This window comes from Microbacterium sp. SLBN-111 (assembly GCF_049739645.1).
Lineage (GTDB): Bacteria > Actinomycetota > Actinomycetes > Actinomycetales > Microbacteriaceae > Microbacterium.
The window spans coordinates 3,085,760-3,112,758 of record NZ_JBMGQH010000001.1 but is presented as its reverse complement, the minus strand read 5'-3'; the positions used below and the strand labels follow the sequence as shown (position 1 = coordinate 3,112,758).

General features: G+C 70.4%; 29 protein-coding genes and 1 pseudogene. 5 read left to right on the top strand and 25 right to left on the bottom strand.

Annotation, left to right across the window (positions count from 1 at the left end; genetic code table 11):
* Positions 1 to 80 precede the first annotated feature (80 nt).
* Entirely contained in the window at positions 81 to 2,069 is a 1,989-nt protein-coding gene (locus RKD05_RS14470) for a maltotransferase domain-containing protein (protein WP_424711867.1), read from the top strand.
* Positions 2,066 to 4,204 (top strand): 1,4-alpha-glucan branching protein GlgB, encoded by a 2,139-nt coding sequence (gene glgB / locus RKD05_RS14465; RefSeq protein WP_424710984.1) that lies wholly within the window; start codon positions 2,066 to 2,068, stop codon positions 4,202 to 4,204. The genes RKD05_RS14470 and glgB overlap by 4 nt, the downstream gene beginning before the upstream one ends.
* 53 nt (positions 4,205 to 4,257) lie before the next feature.
* Here glgB and RKD05_RS14460 read toward each other — a convergent pair.
* Together RKD05_RS14460 and RKD05_RS14455 are read right to left on the bottom strand one after the other, a co-directional pair.
* Positions 4,258 to 5,209 (bottom strand): annotated as a pseudogene (locus RKD05_RS14460) (tetratricopeptide repeat protein).
* Positions 5,206 to 7,011 (bottom strand): glycosyl transferase, encoded by a 1,806-nt coding sequence (locus tag RKD05_RS14455; RefSeq protein ID WP_424710983.1) that lies wholly within the window; start codon positions 7,009 to 7,011, stop codon positions 5,206 to 5,208. The pseudogene RKD05_RS14460 and the gene RKD05_RS14455 overlap by 4 nt, the downstream one beginning before the upstream one ends.
* 172 nt (positions 7,012 to 7,183) lie before the next feature.
* Here RKD05_RS14455 and RKD05_RS14450 point away from each other — a divergent pair, with 172 nt between their 5' ends.
* The gene (locus RKD05_RS14450; protein ID WP_424710981.1) at positions 7,184 to 8,257 is read left to right on the top strand and encodes an AI-2E family transporter; all 1,074 of its coding nucleotides are present in this window, start codon (positions 7,184 to 7,186) and stop codon (positions 8,255 to 8,257) included.
* A 3-nt stretch (positions 8,258 to 8,260) separates the two neighbouring features.
* On the opposite strand, the gene RKD05_RS14445 is transcribed toward RKD05_RS14450, so the two are convergent.
* From RKD05_RS14445 to rpsB, 9 genes are all read right to left on the bottom strand, one after another.
* Positions 8,261 to 8,983: an alpha/beta hydrolase gene (locus RKD05_RS14445; protein WP_424710980.1), complete on the bottom strand. Its 723-nt coding sequence runs from the start codon at positions 8,981 to 8,983 to the stop codon at positions 8,261 to 8,263.
* A complete protein-coding gene (locus RKD05_RS14440) occupies positions 8,983 to 9,270 on the bottom strand; it encodes a hypothetical protein (RefSeq protein ID WP_022878886.1) in 288 nt (95 codons plus the stop codon). The genes RKD05_RS14445 and RKD05_RS14440 overlap by 1 nt, the downstream gene beginning before the upstream one ends.
* A 7-nt stretch (positions 9,271 to 9,277) precedes the next feature.
* Positions 9,278 to 9,991, bottom strand: coding sequence for a transglycosylase SLT domain-containing protein (locus tag RKD05_RS14435; RefSeq protein WP_424710978.1), 714 nt, complete (start codon positions 9,989 to 9,991; stop codon positions 9,278 to 9,280).
* Between the two features lie 47 nt (positions 9,992 to 10,038).
* Positions 10,039 to 10,614, bottom strand: a complete 576-nt coding sequence (locus RKD05_RS14430) for a DivIVA domain-containing protein (RefSeq protein ID WP_424710976.1) — start codon at positions 10,612 to 10,614, stop codon at positions 10,039 to 10,041.
* Entirely contained in the window at positions 10,611 to 11,660 is a 1,050-nt protein-coding gene (locus RKD05_RS14425; protein ID WP_424710974.1) for a phosphatidate cytidylyltransferase, read from the bottom strand. The genes RKD05_RS14430 and RKD05_RS14425 overlap by 4 nt, the downstream gene beginning before the upstream one ends.
* Before the next feature lie 3 nt (positions 11,661 to 11,663).
* Entirely contained in the window at positions 11,664 to 12,218 is a 555-nt protein-coding gene (gene frr / locus RKD05_RS14420) for a ribosome recycling factor (protein WP_022878890.1), read from the bottom strand.
* Positions 12,219 to 12,292: 74 nt separating this feature from the next.
* Positions 12,293 to 13,012: a UMP kinase gene (gene pyrH, locus RKD05_RS14415; protein WP_424710972.1), complete on the bottom strand. Its 720-nt coding sequence runs from the start codon at positions 13,010 to 13,012 to the stop codon at positions 12,293 to 12,295.
* Positions 13,013 to 13,127: 115 nt separating this feature from the next.
* Positions 13,128 to 13,955, bottom strand: coding sequence for a translation elongation factor Ts (gene tsf, locus RKD05_RS14410; protein WP_022878892.1), 828 nt, complete (start codon positions 13,953 to 13,955; stop codon positions 13,128 to 13,130).
* Between the two features lie 131 nt (positions 13,956 to 14,086).
* Positions 14,087 to 14,980: a 30S ribosomal protein S2 gene (gene rpsB / locus RKD05_RS14405; RefSeq protein WP_063257561.1), complete on the bottom strand. Its 894-nt coding sequence runs from the start codon at positions 14,978 to 14,980 to the stop codon at positions 14,087 to 14,089.
* Between the two features lie 315 nt (positions 14,981 to 15,295).
* Between rpsB and RKD05_RS14400 the strand changes: the two genes are divergently transcribed.
* Positions 15,296 to 15,790 carry a murein hydrolase activator EnvC family protein gene (locus RKD05_RS14400; protein WP_424710970.1) on the top strand — a complete coding sequence of 165 codons (495 nt, stop codon included), beginning with the start codon at positions 15,296 to 15,298 and terminating at the stop codon, positions 15,788 to 15,790.
* Between the two features lie 40 nt (positions 15,791 to 15,830).
* On the opposite strand, the gene RKD05_RS14395 is transcribed toward RKD05_RS14400, so the two are convergent.
* From RKD05_RS14395 to RKD05_RS14350, 10 genes are all read right to left on the bottom strand, one after another.
* Complete coding sequence (locus RKD05_RS14395) at positions 15,831 to 16,256, bottom strand: DUF3060 domain-containing protein (protein ID WP_424710969.1); 426 nt, start codon at positions 16,254 to 16,256, stop codon at positions 15,831 to 15,833.
* A 350-nt stretch (positions 16,257 to 16,606) separates the two neighbouring features.
* Positions 16,607 to 17,509 (bottom strand): tyrosine recombinase XerC, encoded by a 903-nt coding sequence (locus tag RKD05_RS14390; protein WP_424710968.1) that lies wholly within the window; start codon positions 17,507 to 17,509, stop codon positions 16,607 to 16,609.
* Between the two features lie 50 nt (positions 17,510 to 17,559).
* Complete coding sequence (gene dprA / locus RKD05_RS14385; RefSeq protein WP_424710966.1) at positions 17,560 to 18,738, bottom strand: DNA-processing protein DprA; 1,179 nt, start codon at positions 18,736 to 18,738, stop codon at positions 17,560 to 17,562.
* Positions 18,735 to 20,258 carry a YifB family Mg chelatase-like AAA ATPase gene (locus RKD05_RS14380; protein WP_424710964.1) on the bottom strand — a complete coding sequence of 508 codons (1,524 nt, stop codon included), beginning with the start codon at positions 20,256 to 20,258 and terminating at the stop codon, positions 18,735 to 18,737. Before RKD05_RS14380 ends, dprA begins: the two co-directional genes overlap by 4 nt.
* Positions 20,255 to 20,617 (bottom strand): YraN family protein, encoded by a 363-nt coding sequence (locus RKD05_RS14375; protein WP_424710962.1) that lies wholly within the window; start codon positions 20,615 to 20,617, stop codon positions 20,255 to 20,257. Before RKD05_RS14375 ends, RKD05_RS14380 begins: the two co-directional genes overlap by 4 nt.
* 93 nt (positions 20,618 to 20,710) lie before the next feature.
* Positions 20,711 to 21,034, bottom strand: a complete 324-nt coding sequence (locus tag RKD05_RS14370) for a DUF2469 family protein (protein WP_022878868.1) — start codon at positions 21,032 to 21,034, stop codon at positions 20,711 to 20,713.
* A 61-nt stretch (positions 21,035 to 21,095) separates the two neighbouring features.
* Complete coding sequence (locus RKD05_RS14365; RefSeq protein ID WP_424710961.1) at positions 21,096 to 21,749, bottom strand: ribonuclease HII; 654 nt, start codon at positions 21,747 to 21,749, stop codon at positions 21,096 to 21,098.
* Positions 21,746 to 22,489, bottom strand: coding sequence for a signal peptidase I (lepB, locus tag RKD05_RS14360; RefSeq protein WP_424710959.1), 744 nt, complete (start codon positions 22,487 to 22,489; stop codon positions 21,746 to 21,748). Before lepB ends, RKD05_RS14365 begins: the two co-directional genes overlap by 4 nt.
* 377 nt (positions 22,490 to 22,866) lie before the next feature.
* On the bottom strand, positions 22,867 to 23,214 hold the full coding sequence (rplS, locus tag RKD05_RS14355) for a 50S ribosomal protein L19 (RefSeq protein ID WP_022878871.1): 348 nt from the start codon (positions 23,212 to 23,214) through the stop codon (positions 22,867 to 22,869).
* A 187-nt stretch (positions 23,215 to 23,401) separates the two neighbouring features.
* Positions 23,402 to 23,893, bottom strand: a complete 492-nt coding sequence (locus tag RKD05_RS14350) for an MFS transporter permease (RefSeq protein WP_424710958.1) — start codon at positions 23,891 to 23,893, stop codon at positions 23,402 to 23,404.
* A 163-nt stretch (positions 23,894 to 24,056) separates the two neighbouring features.
* Here RKD05_RS14350 and map point away from each other — a divergent pair, with 163 nt between their 5' ends.
* Complete coding sequence (map, locus tag RKD05_RS14345) at positions 24,057 to 24,839, top strand: type I methionyl aminopeptidase (protein WP_424710957.1); 783 nt, start codon at positions 24,057 to 24,059, stop codon at positions 24,837 to 24,839.
* A 75-nt stretch (positions 24,840 to 24,914) separates the two neighbouring features.
* Here the strand turns inward: map and trmD are convergent, their stop codons facing one another.
* Genes trmD through rpsP form a run of 4 tightly spaced genes read right to left on the bottom strand, consistent with a single transcriptional unit; the run spans position 24,915 to position 26,947 of the window.
* Positions 24,915 to 25,604 carry a tRNA (guanosine(37)-N1)-methyltransferase TrmD gene (gene trmD, locus RKD05_RS14340; RefSeq protein ID WP_424710955.1) on the bottom strand — a complete coding sequence of 230 codons (690 nt, stop codon included), beginning with the start codon at positions 25,602 to 25,604 and terminating at the stop codon, positions 24,915 to 24,917.
* A gap of 1 nt (position 25,605) precedes the next feature.
* On the bottom strand, positions 25,606 to 26,292 hold the full coding sequence (rimM, locus tag RKD05_RS14335; protein WP_424710953.1) for a ribosome maturation factor RimM: 687 nt from the start codon (positions 26,290 to 26,292) through the stop codon (positions 25,606 to 25,608).
* Positions 26,292 to 26,522 (bottom strand): RNA-binding protein, encoded by a 231-nt coding sequence (locus tag RKD05_RS14330; protein ID WP_063257548.1) that lies wholly within the window; start codon positions 26,520 to 26,522, stop codon positions 26,292 to 26,294. The genes rimM and RKD05_RS14330 overlap by 1 nt, the downstream gene beginning before the upstream one ends.
* 5 nt (positions 26,523 to 26,527) lie before the next feature.
* Complete coding sequence (rpsP, locus tag RKD05_RS14325; protein ID WP_424710952.1) at positions 26,528 to 26,947, bottom strand: 30S ribosomal protein S16; 420 nt, start codon at positions 26,945 to 26,947, stop codon at positions 26,528 to 26,530.
* Positions 26,948 to 26,999 lie beyond the last annotated feature (52 nt).

Sequence of the window (26,999 nt, the reverse complement as noted above, 5' to 3'; positions counted from 1 at the left end):
CGACCCCGACGCCCGTTCCCGCTTGGCGCAGCGCCGCCTCGATCCCCGTGCGTCCGATCACACCGACGCCCTCGAAGGGGGTGGTTACGCCGCGGATCCCGCTGGCGCTGCCGCATCCGTCCGTCCCGGGAGGGAAGTTCCGTCCCTCCGCGTACGTCGGTGAGGCCGTCCCCTTCACCGTGACGGCGTTCCGGGAAGGGCACGACAAGATCGGCGTGCAGGTGCGGCTCTTCTCGCCCTCCGGTGACGAGTCGCTGCACCGCCTGTCGCCGCTCAACGACGGGTTCGACCGCTGGTCGACGCTGATCGCCCCGCTCGAGCAGGGCGTGTGGCGGTTCCGCTTCGAGGCGTTCGCCGACGAGTTCGCGACGTGGGAGCACGCCGCCGACCTCAAGATCGCCGCGGGCGTCGACTCCGCGCTCATGCGCGAGATGGGAGCGCAGCTCTTCGACCGCGCGCGCGGCGAGAAGAAGCGCCCGGGTTCCGACAAGGATGTGCTGTACGAGGCGGCACGCACGCTGCGCGACCCCGACACACACGACGACGTCGCCCTGCAGGTCGTCCGCGACCCCGCCATCGCGGCGATCTTCGACGCCCGCCCGCTCATGGGCCTGACGTCGGCCGGGAAGGATGCCGAGCTCCTCGTCGAGCGCGAACGCGCCGGTGTGGGCGCCTGGTACGAGTTCTTCCCGCGCTCCGAGGGCGCCACGCGCGCCGAGGACGGGTCCGTGATCAGCGGCACTTTCCGCACCGCCGTCGACCGCCTCCCCGGCGTCGCCGACATGGGCTTCGACGTGCTGTATCTGCCCCCGATCCACCCGATCGGCGAGCAGAACCGCAAGGGCCCCAACAACACCCTCGTCACCTCCCCCGGCGACCCCGGCTCGCCGTGGGCCATCGGCGGCCCGGCCGGCGGACACGACACCGTCCACCCCGACCTCGGCACCCTCGAGGACTTCCGCGCCTTCGTCGACGCGGCGCGCGAGAACGGCATCGAGGTCGCGCTCGACCTGGCGCTGCAGGCCTCGCCCGACCACCCGTGGGTCGCAGCACACCCCGAGTGGTTCACGACGCTGCCCGACGGCTCGATCGCCTACGCCGAGAACCCGCCGAAGAAGTACCAGGACATCTACCCGGTCAACTTCGACAACGATCCCGTCGGCATCCGGGCCGAGGTCCTCCGCATCGTGCGGCACTGGATCGCGCAGGGCGTGAAGATCTTCCGCGTCGACAACCCGCACACCAAGCCCCTGCAGTTCTGGGAATGGCTGATCGCGACGGTGAGCGCCGAGGAGCCCGACGCTGTCTTCCTCGCCGAGGCCTTCACGCGCCCCGCTCCCCTGCAGGGTCTGGCGATGGCCGGTTTCCAGCAGAGCTACACGTACTTCACTTGGCGCAACACCAAGCAGGAACTCGAGGAGTTCTTCGACGGTCTCGCCCACGAGACGGCCGACTTCCTCCGGCCGAACCTGTTCGTGAACACGCCCGACATCCTCACCGAGTACCTGCAGTTCGGCGGGCGCCCGGCCTACAAGATCCGCGCGGCCCTCGCGGCCACCGCGGCGCCGACGTACGGCGTCTACGCGGGGTACGAGCTGTACGAGAACATCGCGCGGCCGGGTTCGGAAGAGAACATCGACAACGAGAAGTACGAGTACAAGTTCCGCGACTGGGCGGGCGCCGAGGCCGCGGGCGACTCCCTCGCGCCGTACCTGCGTCGCCTCAACGGCATCCGGCGCGAGCACCCCGCGCTCCGCCAGCTGCGCAACCTGCACGTGCAGTGGAGCGACGACGACGCGATCCTCGTCTACGCCAAGCACCTCGACGCGGCACTGTCGCCGACCGGCGCCTCCGACACGATCATCGTCGTGGCCAACGTCGACCCCCACTCGGCGCGCGAGACGACCGTGCACCTCGACACCACGATCTGGGGCATCGACCCCGGCACGCCGTACGAGGTCGAAGACCTCATCACGGGTGCCGTCTGGACCTGGACCGACCACAACTTCGTGCGCCTGGACGCATTCGCCGAACCCGTGCACATCCTGCACGTGAAGGAGTCCCGATGACCGCTCTTCCTCCCGAACTCCTGGACGCCGTCGCCCACGGCGCCCACCACGACCCGCACAGCGTCCTCGGGGTGCACGAGACCGCCGACGGCTGGGTGATCCGCACGCGGCGGCCCCTCGCGAAGGAGGTCGTCGCGGAGCGCGAGGACGGCACGAGCGTCGAGCTGACGCACACCCGCTCGGGTATCTGGGAGGGCGTGCTCGACGAAGCGCCCGGCACCTACCGCGTGCGCGCGACGTACGACGGCGGGGCGGACCACGTCGCCGATGACCCCTACCGGCACGTCCCCTCGCTCGGCGAGCTCGACCTGCACCTCATCTCGGAGGGTCGGCACGAGGAGCTGTGGCGCGTCCTCGGTGCGCACGTGCGCGAGCTCGACGGCTCGACCGGCACGGCGTTCACGGTGTGGGCGCCCGACGCCCGCGCCGTCCGCGTGATCGGCGACTTCAACGGCTGGGACGGCACCGGCAGCGCCCTGCGATCCATGGGCGGCAGCGGCGTGTGGGAGCTCTTCGTCCCCGAGGTCGGAGTGGGCGCCCGCTACAAGTTCGAGATCCTCACCCGCGCCGGTGCGTGGATCCAGAAGGCCGACCCGATGGCGCGCCTGGCGGAGACGCCGCCGGCGACGGCATCCGTCGTCACCACCTCCGACTACCGGTGGGAGGACGACACGTGGATCGAGGAGCGGTCCCGCACCGCCCCCATCGACCGCCCGATGTCGATCTACGAGCTGCACCTGGGGTCATGGCGCCCCGGGCTGTCGTATCGCGCCGCGGCCGACGAGATCATCGCCTACGTGGGCGCACAGGGATTCACCCACGTCGAGTTCCTCCCCCTCGCCGAGCACCCGTTCGGCGGGTCGTGGGGCTACCAGGTGTCGGGCTACTACGCCCCGACGAGCCGGTTCGGCGACCCCGACGACCTGCGCTACCTCATCGACCGCCTGCACCAGGCGGGCATCGGCGTGATCATGGACTGGGTCCCCGGCCACTTCCCCAAGGACGACTTCGCCCTCGCCAAGTTCGACGGCGAAGCCCTCTACGAGCACCCCGATCCCCGCCGCGGCGAGCACAAGGACTGGGGCACGCTGATCTTCGACTACGGCCGCAACGAGGTCCGCAACTTCCTGGTCGCCAACGCGCTGTACTGGTTCGAGGAGTTCCACGTCGACGGACTGCGCGTGGATGCCGTGGCATCCATGCTCTATCTCGATTACTCCCGCAACGACGGCGAGTGGGCCCCGAACCAGTTCGGCGGCCGCGAGAACCTCGAGGCGATCCGGTTCCTGCAGGAGGTCAACGCCACCGCCTACAAGCGCTACCCGGGCATCGCCATGATCGCCGAGGAGTCGACGAGCTTCCCCGGCGTCACGGCCCCCACCGCACACGCGGGACTCGGCTTCGGGTTCAAGTGGAACATGGGCTGGATGAACGACTCGCTCCAGTACATCGCGCGCGACCCGATGTACCGCTCGCACCACGAGGGCGAGCTGTCGTTCTCGTTCGTGTACGCGTTCAGCGAGAACTTCATCCTGCCGATCAGCCACGACGAGGTCGTGCACGGGAAGGGCAGCCTCTTCGGCCGCATGCCGGGCGACCACTGGCAGAAGCTCGCGAACATGCGCGCGTTCCTCGCGTACATGTGGGGTCACCCGGGCAAGCAGCTGTTGTTCATGGGCCAGGAGTTCGGGCAGATGTCCGAGTGGTCCGAGTCGCGTGGACTCGACTGGTGGATGCTCGAACAGCCGTCGCACGCGCAGCTGCACTCCTTCGTCGGCGAGCTGAACCGCGTCTACAAGGACCACGCCCCGCTGTGGTCGCGCGACCACGACGGTGCCGCGTTCTCGCGCCTCGGTGCGCCGGCGTGGAACCCGAACGTCCTCGCGTTCGCGCGCCGCGACCACCACGGCAACACCATCGCCGTCGTGTGCAACTTCTCGGGTGTGCCGCTCGGCGACTTCCCGCTGGACCTCCCCGAAGCCGGCACGTGGACCGAGGTGCTCAACAGCGACGCCGAGGCGTTCGGCGGCTCGGGCCAGGGCAACCTCGGCGCGGTCACGACCGACGGGCGCGGCAGCGCGGTCCTGACGCTCCCGCCGCTCGGTGTGCTCTGGCTGCACCACCGCGCGGGCTGAGCCCCGACGACGAGAAATGGCCCCGTCCGAAGACGGGGCCATTTCTCGTGGAATCAGAACAGGAGGGATGCCAGTCGCGACCGCGCGCGGATCACCCGGGGGGTCCTCGTCGCCGATGAGACCGAACAGCTCGAGCAGACGTTCGCGCACCGGCGCCCGCTCGTCCGACGGGAGCACCGCGAATAGGTCGAGGAGGCGCCCGAAGGCGTCTTCGACGTGGCCGCCGGCGATGTCCAGGTCGGCGACCACGAACTGCGCGTCGGGGTCGGTGGGGGCTGCCGCCGCGGCGGCGCGGGCAGCCTGCAGGTCGACGCCCTGGACGCGGTCGAGCAGTCGCACCTGGCCGAGACCGGCGCGGGCGTCCGCGTCGCGCGGGTTCTCGGCGAGGGCCTTCTCGTACGCGGCGATCGCGCGCGGGTAGTCGCCCTCTTCGATGGCGGCGAAGGCCTCGGCGTGGAGCGGCGGCAACGGCTGCTCCGCGGGCTCCTCGGCACCGGCGTCAGCGCCGTCGACGGGAACCGTTCCGGTGACGCCGTGCTGCGCCGCGAGCTGCAGCAGCTGGGCGAAGACTTCGCGCACCTGCTGCTCGGGCACGGCACCGGTGAACAGCGGCACCGGCTGCCCCGCGACGAGCGCGACGACCATCGGAATCGACTGGGCCCGGAAGCCCTGGGCGAGCTGCGGGTTCGCGTCGACATCGACCTTGGCGAGCACGACCTTGCCGGCGAGCTCGACGACGACCTTCTCGAGGACGGGGCTCAGCTGCTTGCAGGGACCGCACCACTCTGCCCACAGGTCGACGACGACGGGCACGCTGCGCGAGAGTTCGAGGACCTGACCGAACGACGCATCGGTGACATCGAACACGAGGGACGACGCGGGGGCGCCTCCCGCAGCGGCCGGAGCGGCACCCTGCGCGGGCGCGGCGGGCGGCTGAGGACGGTTGCGCAGCGACGAGAGGTCGACGGCGCCGCGCAGAACGGAACCGGGGGTCGGAGTGCTCACGGAGACACCTTCGCTTCGAGGAGGCTGGAACGGTAGCCCAGCAGTCGGATCTTGTCGTTCGATCCCTGGCTGGGCACGTAGAAGAAGATCTGGTCGGTGTAGGTCGTGGTGAACCCCGTCGCCGACTGGTCGACGCCGGTGAGCGCCTTTACGGCGGGGTTGTTGTCGAGCTTGATGACGGCATCCGGGTTGGTCGGCTTCGCCGTGTCGCTCTCGTAGACGTTGACCGCGACGATCGCGCCCGTGTCGAGAGTCGCCAGCGCGATCGGCGACGCGGGACCGGCAGCGGCCGAGAAGCTGATCTGAGCGGTGTCCTTGCCCGTCTGGTTCAGCTCGTCGGTGCGGTTCTTCTTGTTCTCCTCGATCGCCGGCAGCAGCAGATCGTTCGCGGTGTCGAACGAACCCCACGACGCGCTGTTCTGGCCGTTGTTGATGAGGTCCGCGTAAGCGGTCGCGATCTTGTTGGGTGCCATCACGAGGAACGACGAGTCCGGCGGAACCTGCGTCGCGCCGACGTACGGTGCGGCGAGCTCGGGCAGATTCGTGGATGCCTCGAGGTTGCCGATGTAGGACACGCGGTACTCCGACCACGGGTCGTCCTGCGTCATCATCATGATCGAGGTCGTGGGGGCCGTGGCATCCGCGGATTCGACGACGGTCATGACCGTGCGAGGCCAGCCCTCCGTGGTCTGCGGAAGGGTGATCTGCACCGGCTCCGCGGGGATCGCCGGTAGTGCCGGGCGGTCGGGGATGGCCTTGCGGAGCGCGTAGTTGGTCTTGCGCTCGGCCAGCGCCGGGCCGGTCAGGCGCGTCGCGGCCGCGTTCTCGTCCATGGCCGAGTCCGCCTGAGCGACGGTGGCGGAGATCCGCGACACGATTCTCGCGGCCTGGCTCTCGGTGACGACCGGCGGGAACTGACCCTCCGGGACGATGACGGTCGGCGACGCACTCGGGGTGTCGCTCGCGGCGATCTGCGGCCACGCGTCGGCCGAGCAGCCGGAAAGGAGCGCCAGCGACACACCGACCGCGGGCACCGCGATCAGCGAACGACGTCGCGGGCCCGGGGCGCCGAGGCTGCGGCGCGACGGCGTCGAGCTGATGACGCCCTTCGCCTCGGCATCCGTGTCGGCGATCGAGATCGGCTCGGTGACGGGGAGCGGGAGACCCTTGCGACGCGGGCGTCGGGAGCGGCGGACGTGCAGGATGCCGAGGAGGTACAGCACGATGCCGGCGAGGAGCGCGACGCCGCCTCCGGCGATCAGCGGCCCGGCCCACGGCGTCGAGTTGTCGATCGGCCACGTGAGGGTGATGTTCGTGGGCGCCGGGGCACTGCCGTCGCTCGCGACGAGGACGCTCATGTCGGACGGCAGCTGCAGCGTCGTGCTGAACGAGCCGGTCTGCTGGTATTCGTCGAGCCACAGGTCGGAGCCCACGGGGGTCCGCGCGGTCGTGGCGTCACCCGACGGCGCCGCGGTCGACGCGGGAACGAGCGCGGTCGTGGCGGTGTCCGGGTCGCCGCCCGGGGTCACGGCGGTGTACGGGACGTCCGCGAGCCAGGCCTTCACGTCGCTGGTGCGGGCGTAGGAGACGAACACGGCACCCGTGCCCTCGACGCGGAGCGATTGCGCCCCCGGCAGGCTGGTGAGAACGGCACCGTCGATCAGCGTGTAGGCCGTGGACCCGTCGGTCTGGATCGCCTCCGTGGCCTCCGCGGGCCCCTGGAAGACGGTGCGCTGAGCAATGCCCGCGCCGATCATGGCGGCGGCGATGACGAACGCCACCACGGCCCAGACGAATCTCACGCTACACACCATCCTCACCGGCGACACCGGCGGCCACCGAAGAATCGACGTTTCAGACTAGCCGAGCTCGGCTGAAAGTTCGCGGGTAGGCCCGGCGGTCCCGTTCTGCGAGCCGCGCTCAGTATCCTGTGCGGATGGGCACGTCGCCCTCCGGAGGCAGGAGTCGCTGCGGATGAAGATCCACAATCCTTTCCGGGTCGCGCTGCTCGCGACCCTCGGCGTCGGAGTCGGGCTGCTCGTCATCGGCAGCGTGCAGAACCTCTCCACGATCCTGCTGTACGTCGGAACGGCGCTGTTCCTGTCGCTCGGTCTCGACCCGGTCGTGTCGTTCCTCGAGCGGCGGGGTCTGCCGCGTTGGGCGGCCGTGCTGCTCACGATCCTGGGCGTCCTGGGCGTCTTCGCCGGCATCATCTTCATGATCGTCCCGATCATCGTGAGCCAGATCGCGCAACTCGTGGATCAGATCCAGAACCTGCTGCAACCCGGCAAGTGGAACGAGATCGTCACGGGCGTGCAGCAGTGGGCGACCGCGAACTTCCCCTGGCTGCGGCTGGACGAGCTGTGGGCGGGCGTCCAGCACTGGTTCTCGACGCTGGACGTCGGGTCGATCTCCACGATGATCGGAAACAGCCTGCTGACGGTCGGCGGCGCCGTCGCGGCCGGGCTGGGCGGCGCGTTCATCGTGCTCATCCTCACGATCTACTTCACCGCGTCGACTCCGTCGCTGAAGTCCGCCGTCTATCAGCTCGTTCCCGCCTCCAAGCGCGCGCGCTTCATCGAGCTGTCCGAGAAGATCACCGACTCCGTCGGCTATTACGTTATGGGGCAGGTCAGCCTCGGCGTGATCAACGGCATCCTGAGCGCGATCTTCCTGAGCATCATCAAGGCGCCCTTCCCCGCGGTGCTCGCGGTGATCGCGTTCTTCTTCTCGCTGATCCCGCTCGTGGGAACCCTGACCGGCTCGACGATCATCGTGCTGACCTGCCTGATCCCGGGGCTCGGGTCCCCCACGATCGCCCTGATCGCGGCGATCTACTACCTCGTGTACATGCAGGTCGAGGCGTATGTCATCTCGCCGCGCATCATGAACCGCGCGGTGTCCGTCCCCGGCTCGGTCGTGGTGATCTCGGCGCTCGCGGGCGGGGCGCTCCTCAACCTGCTGGGCGCACTCATCGCGATCCCGGTGGCGGCGAGCATCCTGATCATCTACCGGGAGGTCATCATCCCGCGGCAGAACGAGCGCTGAGGCTCAGTCGGCGACCGGCCCGTCCCACTCGACCGGGAGCGGCAGCGCATCGGGGTTCACGGCCGCGACGATCTCGGTGAGCACGCGCCGCGTCTGAGTCTCCCCCACCCACAGGTGCTTGCCGCCCTCCACGGCGATGAGATTCGCGTGGGGCACCGAGGCGAAGCGTTCGCGCGCCTCGTCGGGGCGGAGGTAGTCGTCGAACTCGGGCACGAGCACGACCATGCGGCGCCCGTCGCCCGCCCACGCCGCGACCTCCTCGGCGGTGGCGCGGTGCAGGGGCGGCGAGAGCAGGATGACGCCCTCGATGTCGTGATCGCGCCCGTACTTCAGCGCCAGCTCGGTGCCGAACGACCAGCCGACGAGCCACGGCCGCGGAAGCCCGCGTTCGCGCACGAAGTCGACCGCCGCGGCGACGTCGAAGACCTCGGCCGCTCCCCCGTCGAACGTGCCCTCGCTCGTCCCGCGCGGAGACGAGGTGCCCCGCGTGTTGAAGCGCAGCACCGCGAGATCGGCCAGCGCGGGCAGCCGCCCGGCGGCCTTGCGGAGGATGTGCGAGTCCATGAAGCCGCCCGCGGTCGGGAGCGGGTGCAGGGTCACGAGCGTCGCGACCGGCTCGCGCTCCTCCGGCAGGGCCAGTTCACCCACGAGCGTCAGCCCGTCGACGGTCGTCAACTCGATGTCCTCCCGGCGAGCGGGAAGCAGCACGGGTCCGCGTATCTCCATCAGGCGATCCTCCAACAGTGCGTGTGCCAGTGGCGACGTGCGGCGAGATCCGCCGAGTCCCCCAGGACGCCGTCCGCACGCCATACGACGACGTGTGCGACGCCCACCTCGACGGTGCGGCCGCACCCCGGGCAGATGTAGGGCTTCTGTGCCTGCGCGGCGGAGAGGGGCTGCACGGTCCATTCCGCGCCGCGCTTGACCTCGGTGCGCTTCCAACCGGCGATCAGGCGATCGAGAGAGGCGTCGGAACGGTCGCTCGACGGCCGACGCTTGCGGGAACGGGGCACGCGCCCGTCACCACCAGTGGTTGGCGGTCCAGAACGCGTACGCCCCGGCCCAGCCGCCGTAGCGGCTCGTGGCGTAGCCCGTGCCCCAGCGCAGGTTGTCCACCGGGTCGTAGCCGTTGCCCGGCACCTTGCCGCACGGGAGCGCCTGCACCAGCCCGCACGCGCCCGACGAACGGTTGGTCGCGTTCGGGTTCCAGCCGCTCTCACGGCTCACGATGTAGTCGACGTAGCCCATGTCGGACTCGGAGATGCCCGCCGCAGCCATCCATTCACTGGGCGCACCGCCGCCGGAATACAGGACGGGGCCGCCGCCTCCGCTCGACGCATCCGAACCCGAGGTCTTCTTCTTCTCGGTGGGCGTGGGCGTCGGGGTGGGCTTCGGCTTGACGTAGACGTTGTAGCTCGAGCGGTCGAGCGTCGGAGCCTGCTTGTCGCCACCGACGGAGACCTGCTGCACGTCGCCGAGTCCCTCGGCGTACAGCGTCACGGTCTTGGGCTCCTCGGCCTGCGCCCGCGAGATCGCGCCGCCCATCGGGCCGACGTAGGCTCCCGTGAAAGCCAGCGCTGCGCAGGCCGCGAAGACCGTGACGACTCCGCGTCGACGCGTCCAGTGCGGGCCGCGACGGCCCGCCGGACCCGGGTGCACAACGTCGACGACGGTGTGGCCGCGACGGGCCACACGTCGAGAGGACGCACGCGTGAGGTCGGATCCGGAAGTCACAGTGGGGTCGATTCTACCGATGGGTTCATCATCAGGGGAGGCGGGGTTCAGCCGATCGCGAGCATGACCTCGACGACGGCGTCCAGGACCGCATCGACCTGCGCCTCGCGGTAGCCGTTGCGCTCCACGCGGAACGCCACGGAACGCACCTGTTCGGCCGTCACGGGGTCGCCCGCGGAGAGGTACCGCGAGATGCGGTCGGCGACGATGTCGACCTCGTCGACGGCGTAGCCGAAGTTCAGGACGCCGACTCTCTCGAACCGCGCCCGACGCGGCCGCGACAGCCGGTCGAGCACGACCTGGGCCGTGTCCCGCGTCTCGGCCACCCAGGCGCGGGCACCGAGCCGGGCCAGCGCGTATTCGCGCTCCCGCGCAGCGAAAGCGTCCTCGACGCGTCCGAGCGCGGCATCCACCGGTCCGATGGCGTAGCCACCGCGCACCAGGGGGAAGGATGCCTCGCGCACCTCCGTCGAGCGGAGCGCGCCGGGCTCGTCGGCCTCGAACGCGTCGCGGGCCTTCTCGAGGAAGGTGTCGACAGCGCGCTTCTCGTACCCCTTCTTGCGCCGCGGCGCGTCGGGGAACGGCGTCGAGCGTGCCGGGCGTGAGGTCTCGGTCTCGGTCATGACACTCCCAGGGGCGAGAGGAGGTAGTAGAGCGCCAGCGCGGCGGTCGCGGACGGCAGGATCGAGTCGAGCCGGTCGAGCACACCGCCGTGTCCGGGGAGCCACGAACTCATGTCCTTGATGCCGAGGTCGCGCTTCAGCATCGACTCGCCGAGGTCACCCACCGTCGCGGTGGCCAGCACCACGGCACCGAAGATCAGACCGGCCCACCACGGCACCCCGAGCATGAACACCGCCAGCAGCACGCCGGCGGCGAGGGCGGCGACGAACGCGCCTGCGAATCCCTCCCACGTCTTCTTCGGGCTGATGCGGGGAGCCATGGGATGCCGTCCGCCGCGGCCGAAAGTGAGGCCCGACACATAGGCGCCGGTGTCTGCCACGACGGCGAGCACGAGGAAGGCCAGCACCCACCATTCGCCGCCGTCCTCGGCGAGCAGGATCAGAGCCATGCTCGTCAGGAAGGGGACGTAGAGCTGCACGAAGACCGCCACCAGGACGTCCGCGAACACCTCGTTGTGGGCTCGTCCATCGCCCGCGTGCATCTGTGCGACGAGGCGCCAGACGACCACGAGAGCGACCGCGACGAGCGTGGCCACCCAGTGCATCCAGAGGCCCGCGAGGTATCCGCTGGCGAGCAGCAGGACGCCCGCGGCCAGCTGCGGGACGAGGTCGACCCGACGGCCCGACACCTGCAGTGCGCGGGAGAACTCGAGCACCCCGAGCACCATCGCGCCGAGCGCGAAGAACGCGAACAGCCACTTCACGAAGATCAGCGAGGCCACGACCACGACGCCGATCGCGACGCCGATGAGGATCGCGAGGATCAGATCGCGACCGGTGCGCTGCTTGATTCGCTCGTTGGCCTGATCGAACTCCGCCCGGGCCTGGGCGATGTGGTGCTCGGCATCCGTCCGCATCGCGCGCAGCTGCGACTCGATCGCCGCCGCCGTCTCACCGGTGGCCGGTGCACGACGCGCGGCATCGCCCCTCCGTCGGGAGGGCGGCGCGGCGGACGACGGCTCGTCCGCGTCGGGGGCTTCGGTCATCGGTCAGACCTCGAGCAGTTCGGCCTCTTTGCGCTTGAGAGCCTCGTCGATCGCGTCGACGTGCGAACGGGTCACACCGTCGAGTTCCTTCTCGGCGCGGACGAGCTCGTCTTCGCCGACCTCGTTCTTCAGCGCATCCAGGTCGTCCTTGGCCTTGCGGCGGAGGTTGCGCACCTGCACCTTGGCGTCCTCGCCCTTGCTGCGGACGAGCTTGACGTACTCCTTGCGGCGGTCCTCGGTCAGCTCGGGCATCGTGATGCGGACGATGTTGCCGTCGTTCGTCGGGTTGACGCCGAGGTTCGGCATGTCACGGATCGCCTGCTCGATGGCCTTGAGCGCCGACTTGTCGTAGGGGTTCACCACCAGCGTGCGGGCCTCGGGGTTGTTCAGCGAGGCGAGCTGCGCCAGCGGGGTCGGCGAGCCGTAGTAGTCGACCAGGACCTTCTGGAACATCTGGGGGTTCGCGCGCCCGGTGCGGACGGTGGCGAAGTCCTCCTTCGCGGCCTCCACGGCGCGGTCCATGCGGGCTCCGGCATCGGCCAGGACATCGGCGATCACGGTGACTCCATTCGTTGGGGCTGACGTCTCAGTCTAATCGCGCGCGGGCCCGGCACCCGGGCCCGCGCGCCGGATCACGACGTGACGAGCGTCCCGATGGGCTCGCCGAGGAGAGCCCGGGTGACATTGCCCGCGGGCTCCATGCCGAACACGCGCATGTCCATGCCGTTGTCCATGCAGAGGCTGAACGCGGTCGAGTCGACGACCTTGAGGCCCTTCTGGAGGGCGTCACCGTACGTCAGGTGGTCGAGCTTGGTGGCCGTGGCATCCACTCGGGGGTCGGCGGTGTAGACGCCGTCGACGCCGTTCTTGGCGACGAGCACCTCGGACGCGCCGATCTCGAGCGCACGCTGGGCGGCGACGGTGTCGGTGGAGAAGTACGGCAGGCCCGCGCCGGCACCGAAGATGACGATGCGGCCCTTCTCCATGTGCCGCTGCGCGCGACGGGGAATGTAGGGCTCGGCGACCTGGGTCATCGAGATGGCGGACTGCACGCGCGTCGCGGCACCCGCCTGCTCGAGGAAGTCCTGCAGCGCGAGCGAGTTCATGACGGTGCCGAGCATGCCCATGTAGTCGGCACGGCCGCGGTCCATGCCGCGCTGGCTGAGTTCCGCCCCGCGGAAGAAGTTGCCCCCACCGACGACGATCGCGATCTCCACGCGATCCACCGCCTCGGCGATCTCTCGGGCGATCTGGCTGACGACGTCGGGATTGACCCCGAGCTGTCCCCCACCGAAGGCCTCACCGGACAGTTTGAGCAGAACGCGGCGGCGCCGGGTCGCTTCATCGATCACGTGTCATGTCCTCTCGTCTGGTTCAAACTATCTCCCCCGCCGACGCGACCGATACGCCACGCGCGCAGGGAAAAGGCCCGGGATGCCATGGCATCCCGGGCCTTGTCATCGGTGCTTACGCGCCGACCTTGAAGCGGGCGAAGTCGGTCAGCGTGAGACCGGCGTCGGAGGCGACCTTCGCGACGGACAGCTTGTTGTCCTTCGCGTAGTCCTGGTCGAGGAGGGCGACCTGCTTGAAGAACGCGTTCACGCGGCCCTCGACGATCTTCGGGAGCGCAGCCTCGGGCTTGCCCTCGTTGCGGGAGATCTCGGTGACGATCTCGCGCTCCTTCTCGACGTCGGCCTCGGGCACGTCGTCACGGGTGAGGAACGAGGGGTTGGCGAAGGAGATGTGCTGCGCGATGGAGCGAGCCGTCTCCGCGTCGTCGCCGGTGTAGGCGAGGACGACGCCGACCTGGGGCGGGAGGTCCTTGCTGGTCTTGTGCAGGTAGACCTCGAACTTCTCGCCGCGGATGGTGCGGACGCGACGGAGCTCGACCTTCTCGCCGATGATGGCGGCCTCGTCCGAGATGAGCTGCTCGACGGTCTGGCCGTCGGCGTCGGCGGCGAGGGCGGCCTCGACCGAGTCGGCACCGGCGGCGGAAGCCGCGGCGACGACCTTGTCGGCCAGCGCGATGAAGCGGTCGTTCTTGGCGACGAAGTCGGTCTCGCAGGCGAGCTCGAGCAGCGTCACGGCGCCCTCGGTCTCGCGGGCGGTGACGAGGCCCTCGCTCGTGGAGCGGTCGGCGCGCTTGGCGTTACCCTTCGCGCCCTTGAGGCGGAGGATCTCGACGGCCTTCTCGACGTCGCCGTCGGCCTCTTCGAGCGCCTTCTTGGTGTCGACCATGCCGGTGCCGAGCTGCTCGCGCAGGGCCTTGATGTCGGCGATCGTGAAGTTTGCCATGGTGTGGCGTCTCCTAAGTCGTTGGTGGTTCTGATGTGAGCTCGGCGGGGCCGCGCGCACCCCTGGGGGCGCGTACGACCCCGCCGGATCGTAGCCTGTGCGGGTGACGCCGCGGTGTCGCGGCGGCGCGCTTACTTGCTGTCGGCGGCCTCGGCGGCGGCGACCTCAGCGGTCTCCTCGCCGGACTCGGCGGCGACGGCCTCGTCGTGGGCCTCGGCGCCGGCGGCGTCGTCGGCGGACTCGGTCGCAGCCTCGGTGGTCTCGGCGTTCGTCTCGAGCAGCTCGCGCTCCCACTCGGCGAGGGGCTCAGCGGCCTCGTCCTCGCCCGCGGGCTGGTGGCGCTGGATCAGGCCCTCGGCGGCGGCGTCGGCGATGATGCGCGTGAGCAGGCTCACGGAGCGGATCGCGTCGTCGTTGCCGGGGATCGGGTACTGGAACTCGTCCGGGTCGGCGTTCGTGTCGAGGATGCCGATGACGGGGATGCCGAGCTTCTTGGCCTCGTCGATGGCGAGGTGCTCGCGCTTGGCGTCGACGACCCAGATCGCCGAGGGGGTCTTCTGCAGGTTGCGGATACCACCGAGCGACTTGTGCAGCTTGTCGAGCTCGCGCTTCTTGAGCAGGAGCTCCTTCTTGGTGAAGCCGCTCTCGGCCGGGTTCTCGTAGTCGAGCTCCTCGAGCTCCTTCATGCGCGCGAGGCGCTTGGAGACGGTCGAGAAGTTGGTGAGGAGGCCACCGAGCCAGCGCTGGTTCACGTAGGGCTGGCCCACGCGCGTCGCCTGCTCGGCGAGGACTTCCTGCGCCTGCTTCTTGGTGCCGACGAAGAGGATGGTGCCGCCGTGCGCGACGGTCTCCTTGACGAACTCGTACGCCTTGTCGATGTACGACAGCGACTGCTGGAGGTCGATGATGTGGATGCCGGAGCGCTCGGTCAGGATGAAGCGCTTGACCTTCGGGTTCCACCGACGGGTCTGGTGTCCGAAGTGAACGCCGCTGTCGAGCAGCTGGCGGATGGTGACGACGGCCATGGTCGTACTCCTGTTCTGAGGCGCTCGCGCGCCATGGTTGCGGTTGTTTCGCGCCGATCGAGGGACCGGCGAGCCTGGTGCCCGGCGCACACCCGCCATCCGCCGGAGCGGAGGACCGTGGGGTGTGGATGCCGCGCGATGCGCTGACCCGGAGGCCAGTGCGGTGCGCTGTGGGCACGCGGAGTCATCCCGATACACGAGATGCGTCCTCCAGCATACAGGACGGCTCCTCCCCAGGAGGTCCCGGGTCGTGTTCGTCCACGGATCGTCGCGGGGAGCCCGCGCGGGCCTTGGCCCCTTGGGCAGCCTGGTGTCATGAAGATGCGTTTCCTGGCGTACGGGGTCTTCGTGGTGGTGGCCGTCCTGGGCGTCGCTCCCGCGACGGCCGGTGAGGACGACCCTTTGGCGCGGCGCGGATGGGTGTGGCCGGTCGATGCCGTGCAGTTCGTGCGTCCGTTCGAGGCGCCGGCGAACCGGTACGCGGCCGGGCATCGCGGCGTGGACCTCGGTGGCGTCGAGCGCGTGCGCTCGCCCGCGGCCGGCACCATCGCATTCGCGGACTCGGTCGCGGGACGCCCGGTCGTCACCATCGATCACGGCGATGGTCTGGTCACGACGTTCGAGCCCGTGACGACATCGCTGGAGGTCGGAGACGCGGTCGCGCGAGGCGATCCGGTCGGTGAGGTGGGCGTGGGCGGGCACAGCGCGCCGGGGGCGTTCCACTTCGGCGTTCGCTGGAACGGCGAGTACGTCAACCCGCTGCGGCTGCTGGGCGGGGTGCCGCGGGCGATCCTGCTGCCGTGCTGTTGAGGCGGTGGGTGTCGTTCGGCCGCGGCGATGCGTTTCAGTCTCAGCCGATCGTGTTGCCGCGACCTTCGATCGTGCTGTCGCCGATTCCGCCGCCCGCTTTCACCGTGCTGTCCTGTCCACGGACGCGGAGGGAACCGATCGCTCCCCCGGCGGTGATCGTCGCACGGTCGCCGCTCAGGTCGAGGCGTCCCAGCGCCCCGGCGACGGTGAGCGCAATGTCGTTGCCTTGGATGATCGCGGAATCGACGGCCGCGGCCGAGACGCGGATGCGGTCGCCCGACATCGTGAGAGCGCCGACGGTCGCTGCGCCCGCATCCACCGTCAGCGCCGTTCCCGACACAGTGAGCTGGGAACACGTGCCGGTGACGCGGACGGACCGTTCTGCCCCGGTCACGGAGCCGGTACTGCCGTCACCGCAATCGACGACGGATCCGTCGCTCGGGGCGATGGTCGGGGCGGTGGTCACGGACGGTGACGCCTGCGAGGGAGGAGCCGTAGCGGTGGGTGCTGCGCTCGGCGCGGTGACCTCACCCGACGCGGCGGAGGCCGGTGGCGGGAGTCGGGTGACCACCGGTTGAGGGACGAGGCCGCAACCTGCGAGGAGGACGGCGCCGAGCAGCACACCGCTGACCGCGGCCGTGTGCCTGACCGCGGCCGTGCATCTGATGACCGCGGCCGTGCCACTGAGGGCGGTCACGGGTCTGACCGCAGTGGTGCGTCGAGCTCGAGTGGCCACGCCCCCACGGTACGTCGGCCCGGAAAGGGATGCCAGGGGTCCACAGCCGCTGTCGTGTCTGGGCAGTCGCGTGCGTGGCGTCACGCGCGCGGGTGGGCCAGCCGGTACGCCTCACGGAGGCGCTCGGCGGAGACGTGGGTGTAGATCTGGGTCGTGCCGAGGCTGGCGTGACCGAGGATCTCCTGGACCGAGCGCAGGTCCGCGCCACCGTCGAGCAGGTGCGTTGCCGCGGAGTGACGGAGCGCGTGCGGCCCGAGGGATTCCGCCCCCACGACCGGTGCGACGACACGGGAGACGAGGGCGTGGACGGTCCGCGGTCCCAGCCGGCCGCCGCGCGCCCCGAGGAAGACCGCGGCCCCGGCACCCCCACCCCGGCCCGCCAGAGCCGGCCGACCGCGAACGAGGTACGCGTCGAGAGCGCGAGCCGCCGGTGAGCCGTACGGCACGACGCGTTCCTTGTCGCCCTTGCCGTGGAGGCGAAGGGTTCGGCGGTCGTCGTCGATGTCGTCGACGTCGAGGCCGCAGATCTCCGACACCCGGGCGCCCGTGCCGTACAGAAGCTCGAGGAGCGCATGATCGCGGAGGGCGACGGGATCGCCGTCCTTCGCCTCGGCCTCGGCCGCGGCCAAGACGCCCTCAAGCGCCGCTGCCGTGGCGACTGCGGGAAGGGTGCGACCGCGCTTGGGCGCGACCAGCCGCCCGCTCGGGTCGGAGTCGATCACCCCCTCTTCCCGGGCCCACGCCAAGAAACCCTTCACGGCGGACGTCCGGCGCGCGGCCGTGGCTTTGCTGAGCCCGGCGGTCGTGGCATCCCACTGCCACTCCCGGAGGTCCTCGATGTCGAGGTCGCGCACGTCCGGGTCGCCGGAGGCCCGGGCGAGGTCGGCGAGGTCGGAACGGTAGGCGCGAACCGTCGCGGGCGAGAGGCGGCGCACGTCGGCGAGGTGGCTCAGGTAGCCTTCGACCGCTTCGGACATGCGCACGCATCAAGGATGCGTCCTCGGGCCCGCCCCGGACGGCACGACGCGCTCGATCATCGGTCCCGCGCCGGAGCGTCACCCCTCCTCATTACGGACCGCCACAGCCCGTCGTCTCCGCGCGACGCCCGACCTTCGAGTTCCGCGAGGCCCAGCATCGCCTGGGCGTCGGCGTACGCGAAGCCCGCGCGGCGCGCGAGGTCCGCGACTTCCCGGCCCACCCGCGGCGACAGCGCGTCGAGCAGTCGGCTGGTCTCGTCCGTGCGCCCTCCCCCAGCCGGCCCGGCCGAAGCCCCCTGTCCGAGCATCTCGCGCACGTCCGCCGCCGACGTCACGCACACACCGTCGAATTCCCGCAGAACGCGATGACAGCCGGCCGAGGCTGCGCTCGTCACCGGCCCCGGCACAGCGCCGAGCGCCCTACCGAGTTGGCCGGCGTGTGCGGCGGTGTTCAGCGAGCCGCTGCGGTGCCCCGCCTCGACGACGACGACCGCGTCCGCGACGGCGGCAATGAGCCGGTTCCGCGACAGGAAGCGCCACTTCGTCGGTGCCGCTCCGCACGGTGTCTCGCTGACGACCGCGCCCGTTTCCGCGATCCGGGCGAGGAGTGCTTCGTGCCCGCGGGGGTAGGCACGATCGACGCCGCCGGCGAGGAAGGCGACGGTGCGCCCTCCGGTCGAGAGCGCCGCCCGGTGTGCCGCGCCGTCGATGCCGTAGGCGGCCCCCGACACGACGACCACGCCGGACCCCGCCAGGTCGGCCGCCAGATCGGCGGCCACGGCCTCACCGTAGGGGGTCGCCGCGCGGGCACCCACGATCGCGACGGTCGGTACTCCCCCGAGACCTTCCACGTCCCCCCGGATCCAGAGGGCGTGCGGCGCGTGCACGCCCAGGTCGTCGAGCCGCGACGGCCACCGCGGATCGGAAGGCACCAGAAGGGTCGCGTCGGCGCGACGGGCGGCATCCAGGGAGCGATGCACGGATCCGGAATCCGCGCGCGGCTTCCACCGACCCCGGGCGCTGGCCCACTCGTCGTCGGTGTCCGACAGAGCGATGCGGAGCGCGTCCGTCGCCCCGAACCGCGCGATCAGCTCGCCCGCGGCGCCGTCACCGGGTTCGGCGAGCACCGACCACCAGACGCGCGCGTACGTGTCGCTCGGGTCGAGCTCCTGCGCTCGACCGACTCCGGCCAACGCCGCGGCCGCGGCATCCATCGTCAGATCCGCGTGCGTCATGCCACGCTCCCCTGCCGGAGGAACAGTGCCCGGCCGACGTCGTCTCCGTGCAGCCGGTCGTGTCCCGCGAGGTCGGCGACGGTCCAAGCGACGCGAAGGAGCCGGTCGTAGCCCCGGAGCGTCAGCGCGCCCCGCCGCAGCGCGGTGTCGAGAGGTCGCAGCACCTCCGCGTCGGGTACAGCGGCACCGCGCAGCCATGTCCCCGCAACATCGGCGTTGCGTCGCCACGGCGTCTCCGCCCACCGGCGCGCCGCTCGTTCGCGCGCCGACCCCACGATCTCGCGCGCGTCTCGCGTGGTCACGGCGGGCGCCGCACTCGACCGGCGCGCGTCCGACACACGCTGCAGCCGCAGGTCGAGGTCGATGCGGTCGAGCAGCGGACCCGACAACCGCCGCGTGTACCGACGGATCGCTTGTGGCGCGCACTCGCACACCCCGCCCGGGACGCCGTACTGTCCGCACGGGCAGGGGTTGGTCGCGACGACGAGTTGGAACCGTGCCGGGAACGTCGCGGATACGCCCGAGCGGTGAAGCTGGATCACCCCGCTCTCCAGCGGCTGGCGAAGCGCATCGAGAACGGATGCCGGAAACTCCCCGCCCTCGTCGAGGAACAGGACTCCCTCGCTCGCGCGGGCGATCGCCCCGGGCCGCACCACACCCGATCCCCCGCCGATCAGCGCCGCGGCGCTCGCCCCGTGGTGCGGGCTCTCGAACGGCGGGGTCCGGCTCAAGCGCGTGACGATCTCGCCCGACAACGAGCGCACCGACGCGACCGACAGTGCCGCGTCGTCATCGAGATCCGGCAGGATGCCCGGCAGCCGCCGTGCCAGCATCGTCTTGCCCGCGCCGGGAGGCCCGCTCATCAACAGGTGGTGGCCGCCGGCCGCCGCCACGATCAGGGCGTCCACGGCATCCGGTTGCCCGAGGATGTCGGCGAGGTCGAGCGACTCCTCACGCAGCGCCAGCGGCTCATCGGCGAGGACCGGCCGCAGGTCGGGTGCCTCGCTCACCCCGCCGTGCCAGCGAACGACCTCCGCGAGGCACGTGGCCGCGCGCACCTCGATACCCTCCACCAGCGCCGCCTCCGCCGCGTTGGCTGCGGGAACGACGACGCGCGACCGACCGGCCCGGTGCGCCGCGAGCACCGACGGCAGGACGCCGGGCACAGGGCGAAGCCGCCCGTCCAGACCGAGCTCGCCGATGTGGACCGTGTCGGCGACGCGGGTGGCATCCATGGTCCCGGTCGTCGCGAGAGCCGCCACGGCGATCGCGACGTCGAAGGCCGAGCCGCGTTTCGGCAGGCTCGCCGGCGAGAGGTTCACCGTGAGCCGCCGCTTCGGGAGTTCGAGGCCCCGGTTCGTGCAGGCGTTCCGCACCCGTCGCCCGGCCTCGCCGAGCGCCTTGTCGGGCAGCCCGATGATGGCGAACTCCGGCGTCTGCGGCGAGAGGTCGGCCTCGACCTCCACCAGGTCGCCCCGGACCCCGGTGAGCGCCACCGCCCAGGTGCGCGCGACGGTCACAGCGCGTCCTCGAGGTGCTCGAGCCGTGCGGTGCGCGGGTCGGGACCGATCAGGGCGATCGCGTCGATGCGCAGAGTCCGCCGCCGCGCCTCCATCGGATGCACGGCGATCCACGCCAGCGCCAGGCGCCACAGACGCTCGGCCTTGCGCTTGTCGATCGCCTCGAACGGGTGCCCGAACGCCTCGCTCGCCCGGCTCTTCACCTCGACCACGACGAGCATCCCCGCGGTCTCGGCGACGATGTCGATCTCGCCCTGCGGACACCGCCAATTGCGGTCGAGGATGCGGAAACCGTTCGCGGTCAGGTGGCGGGCGGCCCGCTCTTCACCGGCTCGCCCGAAGTCGTCTTTCGCTGCCATGCCCGAGAGCGTGGCATCCAGGGGTCACGCCCCGACGGACGAAAACAACGATCCGGGGATGGCTGGCGAGAAAGGGCGCCTGGGGAGGAACCGTCAGCTGTCGAGCGAGAGCTCTTCGGGCAGCTGGAAGTCGCGGCGCGAGAGCTCCTCGACGTTGACGTCCTTGAACGTCAGCACGCGCACCGACTTCACGAAACGGTCGGCGCGGTAGATGTCCCACACCCACACGTCGGTCATCGAGATCTCGAAGTAGAAATCGTGCTCGGTGTCGCGGCGGACGACATTCACGTCGTTGGCGAGATAGAACCGGCGTTCGGTCTCGATCACGTACTGGAACTGCGAGACCACGTCGCGGTACTCGCGGTACAGGGCCAGTTCGAGTTCGCGGTCGTAGTCCTCGAAGACGTCGTCATCCATGGTTCTCCCATCCTAGGCGCGTTGCGCGCGGACGCCGACCGCCGGGACCCACGCCCGCGCGTCAGAACAGCGTCGGAGCCGGGGCAATCGCCCACGAGCGTCTGTGGTGCACGCTCATGCCGTACACGCCGATCGCCTCGCGATGGTCGAGGCTGGCGTACCCCTTGTTGCGCGCCCACCCGTAGGCGGGCAGTTCGTCGTGCAGCCCGGTCATCACGGTGTCGCGCGCGACTTTCGCGATGACGGATGCCGCGGCGGCACTCGCGCAGTCCCGGTCGGCCTTGATGATCGGCTTCACCCGGAGGCCGCTCTCCCCCGCCGGGGTGATGTAGTCGTGGTTGCCGTCGAGGATTACCAGCGCGTCCTCGGGCACGACACCATGCGCGCGCAGGTCGGCGATCGCCCGGACCGCCGCAAGACCCAGGGCACGGATGATGCCGACCTCGTCGATCTCTTCGGAGCTCGCCCAGCCCACGGCGCTGTGCTGCACGAACGCCGCGGCGCGCGCGGCCACCTCCGGCCGCCGGGCCTCGGGCACGAGCTTGGAGTCCCGGAGCCCGAGCGGCACGCGCTTGCGCGAACGCGACGGGTCGATGACCGCCGCCCCCACCGCGACGGGACCCGCGAGGGCTCCGCGACCCACCTCGTCGCACGCGATGATGAGCGCGTGCTCCTTGAGCAGGCGACGCTCGAGAGTGAGCGTGGGCTCGATCACGGCGCCGACTCCGGCGCCGGCACCCCCGCGAACACGTCGTGGTGGAAATCGATCGCCCCGAACCGGTTGAACGGCCAGGTGATGAGGAACGCGCGCCCCACGACGTTGTCGATCGGGACGAAGCCCTTCCCGGGCTGGTCCTGGTTGAAGCGCGAATCCTTCGAGCTGTTGCGGTTGTCGCCCTCCACCCACAGCGACCCTTGCGGCACGGTGATGTCGAACGGCACCGGCGACGGCGCGGTGGCACCGGGTGCGAGCTTGACGTAGGGCTCGACCAGCGGCGACCCGTTGACCTCGGTCTGGCCGAGGGCGTTGCAGCACACCACGTGGTCACCCGGCGTGCCGATGACCCGCTTGATCAGGTGGTCATCGCTGTCGGGCGCGGACAGGCCGACGAGCGACAGCACCCAATCGGTCGCCGCGACGAGCGGCGGCTGCTCGGGCTTGGGATTGGCGGGCAGCCATCCGCCCGGGTCGCGGAACACCACGACGTCCCCGCGCTCGTACTCGCCGAAGTGCGGGGTCAGTTCGTCGACCAGGATGCGGTCGTTGAGCTGCAGCGTGTCGGTCATCGACGCGGACGGAATGTAGAACGACCGCACCACGAACGTCTTGACCAGGAACGACACCAGGAGGGCGATCAGCAGGATCACCACGACGTCCCGCAGGAACGTGAGGGTGCCGCGCCGCCGACGCGTCGTGGGGGCCGAAGCCGGAGGGGATGCGGTTTCGTCGCTCATGTTGATCCTTCGCCGGGCTCACCGCACACCGGAAGACCGCGGGGACAAGCCTCGCACATTCCGCCGCGCGCACCGAACGTCACACGGCGTCGAACGCCTATGAATCCCGGGCGAATCGGCATCCGGATGCCACCACCCCGCGCCCCTTCCCCGAGACCGCGTCCGGGCGCGACCACCGCCGCCCGTTCACCGAGACCGCGTCCGGATGCCGCCACCGCCGCCCGTTCACCGAGACCGCACTCCGCTGACAACTCGGCGACATCACGCAGCGGTCTCGCCGGCCGCATGCAGTCTCGCGGCCCCGACCCCCGCAATCCCCGCCCCGGAAACGACGAACGCCCCGCGACGGATCGCGGGGCGTTCGAGGAGGGCGGGACTCAGCGGTCGCGCTTCTCCTTGATCTTGGCCTTCTTGCCACGCAGGTTGCGCAGGTAGTAGAGCTTCGCGCGGCGCACGTCACCGCGGGTGACGACCTCGATGTGGTCGATCACGGGGCTGTGCACGGGGAAGGTGCGCTCGACACCGACCTGGAAGCTGACCTTGCGGACCGTGAAGGTCTCGCGCACACCGTCGCCGGAGCGGCCGATGACGACACCCTGGAAGACCTGGATGCGCGAGCGGTTGCCCTCGGTGATGTTGACGTGCACCTTGACGGTGTCGCCGGGCGAGAAGACGGGAATGTCGGAGCGGAGCGAGGCCGCGTCGACGGCGTCGAGGATCTGCATGATCTTCACTTCCTGCGACCGCCACAGGTCGATCGCACGATGATTGGGGAAAAGAAAAGGATTGTGCCCGAGCCGCGAAGCGGCGGACTCCCCTGAGGCAGAGCCGGTCAGGGCACAAACGCCTATTCTGCCACGGACGGGCACACCGTCCAAACCGAGTCGGCTCAGCGGCCCGCACGACAAAGCGTCAGCGCGTCGCGGGGTTCTCCGTGATGACGATGACCTCGCCCTCGACGCGCGGACGCGGCTGTTCGCGCGTCGGCGGGATGTATCCGGTCCCGTCGGCGGCGCGCAGGAGGGTGACCCCGCCGCGCGCCTCGTTCCACAGCTGCGCGAGCGACGACCACAGCAGGACGAAGGCGCCCACGACGCTCAGGACCAGCAACGGGAAGAACGTACGCGAGTCGTAGAACCCCAGGGCGACGACGACGACCTGCCACGCCGCGATCGCGATGACGTCGCGCCAGGATGCCGACCGCTCGGCACGGACGCTCCCCCGCGCGCGCACGAGGAAGGCGGTGATGATCTGCGTCACGAAGACCGCCGGTGCAGCGATGAAAAGCCACAGGAGGGCCCACCCGCTGCCGCCGCTGAACACGATCCACCCCACGAACAGCCACAGCGGCAGGACGAACGCGGCCGGGAACAGCCAGCGGAGAAAGATTCGGCGGAGCACCATGAACCGATGGTAGGGCGGTCAGTTGTGCGGCGGCTTTGAACCCGGACAGCGGCCGCCGCGGACAGCGCGTGCCCGGGCTGCGGCCACCCCGACACCGCGTGCCCGGGCATCGACCGGCGGTGCCGATACGAGAGAATGGAGGTTCGAGGAAAGGGAACCACCGATGATCGAACTGCGCACACCCGCCGAGATCGACGCCATGCGCCCGGCCGGACGCTTCGTCGCGGAGGTCCTGGCGACGCTGCGCGACGAGACGAAGGTGGGCACCAACCTCCTGCACCTGGACCGTCGCGCGCACGACATGATCCGCGCCGCCGGGGCCGAGTCCTGCTACATCGACTACCACCCCTCGTTCGGCGCGAGCCCGTTCGGCAAGGTGCTCTGCACCTCGATCAACGACGCGGTCCTGCACGGCCTCCCCCACGACTACGCGCTCCGTGACGGCGACCTCGTCTCGCTCGACTTCGCCGCCTCCGTCGACGGCTGGGTCGCCGACTCCGCGGTGTCGTTCGTCGTCGGCACCCCGCGCGACGAGGACCTCGCCCTCATCGACACCACGCAGCGGGCCCTCGCCGCCGCGATCGAGGCCGCGACCGTCGGCCACAAGATCGGCGACATCTCGGCCGCGATCGCCGCCGTCGCGCACGCCGAGGGGCTCAGCATCAACACGGACTTCGGCGGCCACGGCGTCGGACGCACCATGCACGGCGACCCGCACGTCGCAAACGACGGCAAGGCGGGCCGCGGCTACCCGCTGCGCGCAGGCCTCGTCCTGGCGCTCGAGCCGTGGTTCCTGCAGACCACCGACGAGCTCATCACCGACCCCGACGGCTGGACGCTCCGCAGCGCCGACGGCTCGCGCGGCTCGCACTCCGAGCACACGGTCGCGATCACCGAGGACGGGCCCATCGTCCTCACCGACCGCTCGTTCCTCGGCGTCGACTGATCCTGTCGGTCATGGCATCCGGAGTCCGGATGCCATGACCCTCAGCCCGTTCGACCCCTGCGGGCGCCTCGCGGCTCAGTCGGCGAGCAGATCCGGGCGACGCTCGCGGGTGCGCTCGAGCTGCTGCTCGCGGCGCCACGTCGCCACCGCGCCGTGATTACCGCTCAGGAGCACGGGCGGGACCTCGCGGCCGCGCCACGAAGCGGGCTTGGTGAACGACGGGTACTCGAGCAGGCCGTCCTCGTGCGACTCCTCGACGAGGCTCTCGGGGTTGCCGACCACGCCGGGGATCAGCCGGCCGATGGCCTCGACCATCGCCATGACCGCCACCTCGCCGCCGTTCAGCACGTAGTCGCCGAGACTCAGCAGACGCACGCGGCCGAGATAGGCGGCGTAGTCGAACACGCGCTCGTCGATGCCCTCGTAGCGGCCGCAGCCGAAGACGAGGTGCTGCTCGGTCGACAGCTCGCGCGCGATCTTCTGCGTGAAGCGCTCGCCCGCGGGCGACGGGAAGATGATGACCGGGGATGCCTCGGTGTCGCGGGCGACGTCGTCGAGCGCCTCGCCCCACGGCTCCGGCTTCATGACCATGCCGGCGCCACCCCCGTACGGGGTGTCGTCGACCGTGCGGTGCCGGTCGTGCGTGTAGTCACGGAGATCGTGGACGCGCACGTCGAGCAATCCGCTCTGCCGGGCCTTGCCCAGGAGCGACACCTCGAGTGCGTCAAAGATCGTCGGGAAGATCGAGACGACGTCGATGCGCACGTCAGTCCTCGCGGGAGTCGGCGACCTCGTCGGACTCGTCGCCCTCCGACGCGTCGTCCGCGGCAGCGGCATCCTCGTCGGATCCGGTCTCTTCGCGCGGAGGGTCGTCGTCGCCGGGGATCTCCTCGAACAGACCGGCCGGCGGCGTCACGACGACGCGGCCGCCCTCGACGTCGACCTCGGGCACGATCGCGCTGACGAACGGCACGAGCACGTCGGCGTCCTCACCGAGGCCCGTGGGCCGGATGATCAAGAGGTCCTGCGCGGGGAAGTGGTCGACGCGCACCACGCGGCCGATCACGGCGCCGTCGCGCACGACGTCGAGGCCCACAAGCTGATGGTCGTACCACGCGTCGTCTTCGGCGGGGGCGGACTCGGTGTCCTGGTCGATCCACAGGATCGCCTTCACCAACTCCTCGGCGGCCGTGCGGTCGTCGACGCCCTCGAAGAAGGCCACGGGGTGGGAGTTCATCCAGCGGAATTCACGGACCGTCAGCTCGCGGCCGTGCCACGGCGAGGTCTCCGGAACCTGGAGGGTGAACGTGTTGCCGGGGACGAAGCGTCCCTCGGGGTCATCGGTGTACAGCTCGAGCTTGAACGCGCCCTTGAGGCCGTGGGCCTTGACCAGGCGGCCCACGCGGAGCTGAGTCTTGGCGGGCTGGGCGCCCGCAGCGTCGCCGACCGACATCAGTCGTCGGCGACGTCGACGCGGACGCGCTGCCCGTCGGCGAGGGCCGTGATGAGCGTGCGCAGCGCCTTGGCGGTGCGACCGCCGCGCCCGATCACGCGACCCCGGTCATCGGGGTGCACGCGAACCTCCAGCACCTCGCCGCGGGGCGACGTGGCGGAACGGATGGTCACGGCGTCAGGGTGATCGACGATCCCCTTGACGACGTGCTCGAGCGCGGCGGACAGCACGGGACTTACTCTGCCGAGGTCTCGTCGGCAGCGGCTTCGGGCGCCTCTTCGGCGGCCGGAGCCTCGGCCTTCTTCTCGGCCTTGGGCTTGACGACCGACTTCTTGGCGGCGTCGGCCTCGAAGGCAGCCTTGGGCTCGCGGACCTTGACGGTGGACTTCGCGTCCTTCTCGCCCTTGAACGTGCCCCAGTCGCCCGTGAGCTTGAGGATGGCGCGGACCTGCTCGGTCGGCTGAGCGCCGACGCCGAGCCAGTACTGCGCGCGCTCCGAGTCGACCTCGATGAACGAGGGCTCCTCGGTCGGGTGGTACTTGCCGATCTCCTCGATCACACGACCGTCGCGCTTGGTGCGCGAGTCGGCGACGACGATGCGGTAGTAGGGCGCACGGATCTTGCCGAGACGCTTGAGACGGATCTTGACAGCCACGATTTCTCCTGTGGTGGGAAATGAACGAACCGGTCGCCTGGAGCGTGGGGTG